At 64.9% G+C, this 6,293-nt stretch carries 4 protein-coding genes and 1 pseudogene; all 5 read left to right on the forward strand.

Annotation, left to right across the window (positions count from 1 at the left end; genetic code table 11):
* Positions 1-1,355 (forward strand): flavin-containing monooxygenase (locus AC2VON_RS04010; protein WP_486951780.1); only part of this gene is annotated, 1,355 nt, incomplete at its 5' end.
* Between the two features lie 166 nt (positions 1,356-1,521).
* Positions 1,522-3,609 (forward strand): cellulase family glycosylhydrolase, encoded by a 2,088-nt coding sequence (locus tag AC2VON_RS04015; RefSeq protein ID WP_486951781.1) that lies wholly within the window; start codon positions 1,522-1,524, stop codon positions 3,607-3,609.
* Positions 3,610-3,674: 65 nt separating this feature from the next.
* The gene (locus AC2VON_RS04020) at positions 3,675-5,450 is read left to right on the forward strand and encodes an N-acyl-D-amino-acid deacylase family protein (RefSeq protein WP_486951782.1); all 1,776 of its coding nucleotides are present in this window, start codon (positions 3,675-3,677) and stop codon (positions 5,448-5,450) included.
* 1 nt (position 5,451) lies between these two features.
* On the forward strand, positions 5,452-6,045 hold the full coding sequence (locus AC2VON_RS04025) for a TetR family transcriptional regulator (protein WP_486951783.1): 594 nt from the start codon (positions 5,452-5,454) through the stop codon (positions 6,043-6,045).
* Positions 6,046-6,059: 14 nt separating this feature from the next.
* A pseudogene (locus AC2VON_RS04030) lies at positions 6,060-6,293 on the forward strand (magnesium chelatase); the annotation flags it as partial.

Here is a 6,293-nt window from a genome sequence, read left to right on the forward strand (position 1 = left end):
ACGACTTGGGCGGCACCTGGGACCTGTTCCGCTACCCCGGGATTCGCTCGGACTCCGACATGTTCACCCTGGGGTTCCGGTTCAAGCCGTGGACGTCGGCCAAGGGGATCGCCGACGGTCCGGACATCAAGACATACCTGCATGAGACCGTTGCCGAGTACGGCATTGACACCCACATCCGTTACGGCCAAACGGTGGTCGCCGCCGACTGGTCCGATGCTGACAACGTCTGGATCCTGACCGTCGAGCACGATGGCAAGCAGAGCGAGATCTCCTGCTCGTTCCTGGTCGCCTGCAGCGGCTACTACAACTACGACGAAGGCTACTCCCCGGAGTTCGCCGGCTCGCAGCACTTCGCCGGCCCCATCGTCCACCCGCAGCACTGGCCGGAGAACCTCGATTATCAGGGCAAGAAGATCGTCGTGATCGGCAGCGGCGCCACCGCCGTCACGCTGATCCCGGCGCTTACCGATTCGGGCGCAGGTCACGTCACCATGCTGCAGCGCTCACCCACATACATCGGTTCGCTGCCCGCGGTCGACCCGCTTGCGGCGCGGATCAACAAGTTGCTGCCGGACCGGGTTGCCTACGGCCTCAACCGGTGGAAGGCCATCCTGTTCCAGGTGGCCCAGTACCAACTGGCCCGACGCTTCCCGAAGTTCATGCGCAAGACGATGATGAGCGTAGCCGAGCGCCAGCTGCCCAACGGCTACGACGTGCAGAAACACTTCGGTCCCCGCTACAACGTGTGGGACGAGCGGGTGTGTCTGGCACCCGACGGAGACCTCTTCCGCGCCATCCGGCACGGCCAGGCGGACGTGGTCACCGCCACCATCGACCGCTTCACCAAGACCGGCGTCCGGCTGGCCTCCGGCGAAGAATTGACGGCCGACATCATCGTCACCGCCACCGGATTGAATCTGCAGCTGTTCGGCGGGGCGGCGATCAGCCGCAACGGCGTGCCGGTGAATCTGCACGACACCATGGCCTACAAGGGGATGATGCTGACCGGGCTGCCGAACATGGCGTTCACCGTCGGCTACACCAACGCGTCCTGGACGCTCAAAGCGGATCTGGTGTCGGAGTTCGTCTGCCGGGTCCTCAACTACATGGACTACCACGGGTTCGACGCCGTGGTGCCGGGACAACCCGGCGACGACATCGAGGACCGGCCGCTGATGGACTTCACTCCCGGCTACGTGCTGCGGTCGCTGGACTACCTGCCCAGGGCTGGATCCCGCACGCCGTGGCGGCTCAAGCAGAACTACCTGCTGGACGTCCGGCTGATCCGACACGGCAGAGTCGACGACGAGGCGCTGCAGTTCACCAAACACCATGTGCCGATAGCGGTTTAGTCCGTCTGCCAAAGTTAAAGCCAGTCAACGTCGCCGTGGGCGCCGCCACAGCCGGTGGGAAAGGATCGGAGTAAAAATGGCCCGGCTCAAGGACCGTCACGTGTGTGTGATCCGGGTGCGCAGGCGCGGTGGGATCGTTGGTCTCGGCGCTTCTGTGGGAGCGGTTTTGGCGTTCGGGCCAGCGCTGCTGGCCGTTGCAGCGCCAGTGCGGGCCGATGTGGTCGACGACGTTATCGACCATGTTCTTTCGCCGTTTATGGACGCGGCGACCAACAGCCCGGAGTGGGCTGCGTTGTTGACCCCCAGTGCTTGGGATGCCTTTTTTGCTCCCGGCCATTGGGATGGCGTCCTGGCTGGCATCCAGGAGGACCTTTACACCTCGATTCACACTTCCGAGCAGGCCTGGATTAACAGCGACTTCGGTCAGCAGATCGACAAAACCATCAACACGGCCTTCGGGACAACCGTGATCGGAAATGGCGCTCCCGGGACGCAGGGACACCCCGATGGCGGTGCCGGTGGGTGGCTGTTCGGTGATGGCGGAGCGGGCTGGAATAGCACCGAGGCCGATACCCCCGGCGGCGCCGGTGGCGCTGCCGGGCTGGTCGGCAACGGCGGTATGGGAGGCAACGGTGGTGCCGGCGCAGCTGGTGGAGACGGCGGAGCCGGTGGATGGTTGATGGGCAACGGTGGTGATGGCGGCAACGGCGACGGAGACAGTGCGTCTGGTCTACCGGCACTCGGCGGGGCTGGCGGCACCGTCGGCTTGCTCGGCACCCACGGCGCGGTCGGTCACCCTGGCACGCTGGCCGGGGACACTTCGAGTCCCGTTTCCGACGCGCCGGTTGTCGAAACCACTGGCGGCTGGCTAACCAACGGCGCCGGAAAGGTGGTCGTGCTCCGCGGGATTAACGAGATCGACAACATTCCGCCGTACGAGCCGGCCACTACCGGATTCGGCAATGACGATGCAGCGTTTTTGGCCGCCAACGGCTTCAACGCCGTGCGCCTGAACGTCGAATGGTCCGCCGTCGAGCCCGAGCCCGGCGTGTTCAACGACACCTACCTGGCCTCGATCCAACAAACCGTGGACATCCTGGCCAAGCACGGCATCGTCACACTGCTCGACATGAACCAAGGAGACTACAGCAGCGTATTCGGGGGTCAAGGTGCACCCGCATGGGCAGTGCAGGCTGGCGGTTTGCCCAACCCCGACCTGGGTTTCACGGCAGACTATTACGGCAATCCCGCTATGAATCACGCTTGGGATGCGTTCTGGTCCAACGCCAACGCACCGACCGGGGTTGGACTAGAGAACAGTTTTGCGCAGATGTATGAATACGTTGCCAACTACTTCAAAGGCGACCCTGACATAATCGGCTTCGGGATCCTCAACGAACCGTGGCCAGGCTCATTATGGCCGCAGACTCTCTTCGGCAGCCCGGTCTTCGACACCCATGACCTGACTCCCTTCTACAACCAGGTGGCATCGGCGATTAGGGCCGTCGACCCGGCCACACCGATCTTCTTCCAACAAAACCTGCTCGCCAACCTCGGCGTACCCACCCACCTGGGCACGGTTGACCAACCCCACACCGTCTTGTCGTTTCACGACTACTGCTTGACAGCCCAGTTGGGCATCGACGGCCTGAACGCGCTGTGCCCGGCGAATCTAGCCGCGATCGCGGAGAATGCCGAGATGTACGCGGAGTCGCACAGCATCCCGGCAGTTCTGACCGAGTTCGGTGTGTTCGGTCGCAGCAACGACCTCCCCGCAATCGCCGATAGTGAACAGCTCATCGGCCAGGATCGCCTCAGCGCGATGGAGTTCGCCTTCACCGGTGACAACCCGACCGCGATAAATCCGAACACCCAGGAGCTGGTTATCGACCCCAGCAAGCCGCCGGTCGGCGACAATGTCGATACCGCCAAGCTGGCGATAATCGCCGAGCCTTCCCCGCAGGTGGTTGCCGGCACCCCGAATTCCTGGTCGTTCGACTCCAGCACCGACACCTTCAGTTTCAGCTACTCCACCGAGATGGCTGATGGCTCAGGACACTTCGCAGCCGGTGCGACGACCACCATCGCAGTGCCGGCTGTTGAGTACCCGAACGGCTATCAGGTGAGCGTCACCGGCGGGCACGCTGTGTCGGCCCCCGACGCTCCCCAGCTGGTGATTGCGTCGAACAGCGGCGCAACCACCGTCAACGTCACGGTGAGCACCGCCGCAGCCGGTGCCGCAGGAGCGGAGTAGAAGAGCCTGGCCGCGACGTCGGCCCGGCGTTGACATTTAGATTGTAGCCACTTACTATCTTGGCGATGCCCTACGACGTGATCATCCGCAACGGATCGTGGTTCGACGGCACTGGCAGCGCCCCGCAGATCCGCACGCTGGGCATCAGCGACGGTGTCATCGCGGCGGTGTCCGCCGACCGTTTGGACGAGACCGGCTGCCCCGACGTGATCGACGCCACCGGCAAGTGGGTCGTCCCAGGCTTTCTGGACGTGCACACCCACTACGACGCCGAGGTGCTCCTTGACCCGGGGCTGCGCGAATCGGTGCGGCACGGGGTCACCACGGTGCTGCTGGGCAACTGTTCGCTCTCGACGGTCTACGCCGACACCGAGGATGCCGCCGACCTGTTCAGCAGGGTCGAAGCGGTGCCCCGCAAGTTCGTCCTGGGCGCGTTGCAGACCAACAAGACCTGGTCGGGCCCCGCAGACTATGTGCGCGCGCTGGATGAGCTGCCGCTGGGTCCGAATGTCAGTTCGCTGCTAGGGCATTCGGATCTGCGGACCGCAGTGCTGGGGCTGGACCGCGCCACCGACGACGCCACCCGGCCGACGGATGCCGAACTGGACCGGATGGCGAGGATGCTCGACCAAGCACTCGACGCGGGATTGCTGGGCATGTCCGGGATGGACGCGGCGATCGACAGACTCGACGGCGACCGGTACCGGTCCCGGGCGCTACCGTCGACGTTCGCCAGCTGGCGTGAGCGTCGCAAGCTGATCAGCGTGCTGCGCCGGCGTGGCCGGATCCTGCAGAGCGCGCCCGACGTCGCCAACGCCATCGAGGGGCTGCTGTTCTTCCTATCCAGCAGCCGGATTTTCGGTCTCCGCCGGGGCGTGCGGATGAGCCTGTTGGTGTCGGCGGACGCCAAGTCGGCGCCCGGAGCTGTGCGGGTCTTCGGCTTCGGTACCCGGCTGCTCAACGCCGTGCTGGGCTCACAAGTGCGGTTTCAGCACTTGCCGGTTCCGTTCGAGTTGTACTCCGACGGTATCGATTTGCCGGTCTTTGAGGAGTTCGGCGCAGGCACCGCCGCGCTGCATCTGCGTGATCAACTGCAGCGCAACGAACTACTCGCCGATACCGCCTACCGTCGTCGTTTCCGGCGTGAGTTCGACCGCAGGAAGCTCGGGCCGACGTTGTGGCACCGCGATTTTCATGATGCGGTGATTGTCGAGTGTCCAGACCCAGATTTGATCGGCAAGAGCTTCGGGCAGATCGCTGACGAACGTGGGCTGCACCCGCTGGACGCCTTCCTGGATGTGCTGGTTGACAACGGCGAGCGCAATGTCAGGTGGACTACCGTCATCGCCAACCATCGGCCCCGCCAGCTTGACAAGCTGGCTGCCGAGCCGAGTATTCACCTGGGGTTCTCCGACGCCGGCGCGCACCTGCGCAACATGGCCTTCTACAACTTCGGGCTGCGGCTGCTCAAGCGCGTGCTCGACGCCGAGCGGGCGGGGCATCCGTTCCTGACCGTCGAACGCGCGGTGTATCGGCTCACCGCCGAGGTCGCCGAGTGGTTCGGCCTGGACGCGGGCAGGTTGCGCCCACGTGACCGCGCGGATTTCGTGGTGATCGATCCGGCCGGCCTCGACGACTCGGTGGACAGCTACCACGAAGAGGAAGTCCCGTTCTACGGGGGGCTGCGCCGGATGGTCAACCGCAACGACGCGGCCGTGGTGGCGACGGGCGTGGGCGGCGCCATCGTGTACCGCAGTGGCGCTTTCCGGGACGGTTACGGCACCACCGCCAAATCGGGCCGGTTCCTGCGGGCCACCACCCGTGAGCTGCAACGGGCGTGAGATGGCCCGGACCCAGCGGCAACGCCGGGAGGCCACCATCGCCCGGCTGCTCGACGTCAGCATCGCCACCATCACCGAGGTCGGGTACGCGCGGGCGTCGGCGAAGACCATCGCCCGGCACGCAGGGGTCTCCGATGGCGCGCTGTTCCGCCATTTCGTCACCATGTGCGATTTCATGGCGGCCACCGCCCGCGAGGCGCTGCGCCGCCAGCTGGAGCTGTTCACCAAACGAGTCACCGAAATCCCCGAGGGCAAGCCGCCTCTGGAGGAGGTGCTGACCATTCTGCGGGACATCACCCGCAATGAGACCGCCGCCGTGATGTACGAACTGATGGTTGCGGCCCGCACCGACGAGAAGCTGCGGACCACCCTGCAGGACGTTCTCGCCGAGTACAGCGCGAAGATCTACGACACGGCGAAGGCCCTGCCCGGCGCGGACGTCTTCCCGAGCGACATCTTTCCGGCCGTGGTGGCTTTGATGACGACCACCTTCGACGGTGCCGCTCTGGTGCGCGCGGTGCTGCCGCAACCCGACCTGGAGGCTCAGCAGATACCGCTGCTGTTGTCGCTGCTGAGCGGAGTAGGCGTCGAGTAAGTAGCGTGGAGCGGGTGACCCCGTTAAAGGATTCGCATGATCTTCCCAAAACCGTCGGCGAGCTGCGTGCTGCCGGCCACCGCGAGCGGGAAGTCAAACAAGAGATCCGGGAGAACCTGCTGACCGCGCTGGCCGACAACCGAGATATGCAAGACATCTGGCCCGGGATCCTCGGGTTCGACGAAACGGTGTTGCCGCAGCTGGAACGCGCCCTGATCGCCGGTCACGACATCGTGCTGCTGGGCGAG

Source organism: Mycobacterium sp. TH-M82 (assembly GCF_057473605.1).

Excerpts from the sequence above, each read along its gene's own strand:
- AC2VON_RS04020 (WP_486951782.1), top strand. The coding sequence starts at position 3,675 with ATGCCCTACGACGTGATCATCCGCAACGGATCGTGGTTCGACGGCACT.
- AC2VON_RS04025 (WP_486951783.1), top strand. The coding sequence starts at position 5,452 with ATGGCCCGGACCCAGCGGCAACGCCGGGAGGCCACCATCGCCCGGCTG.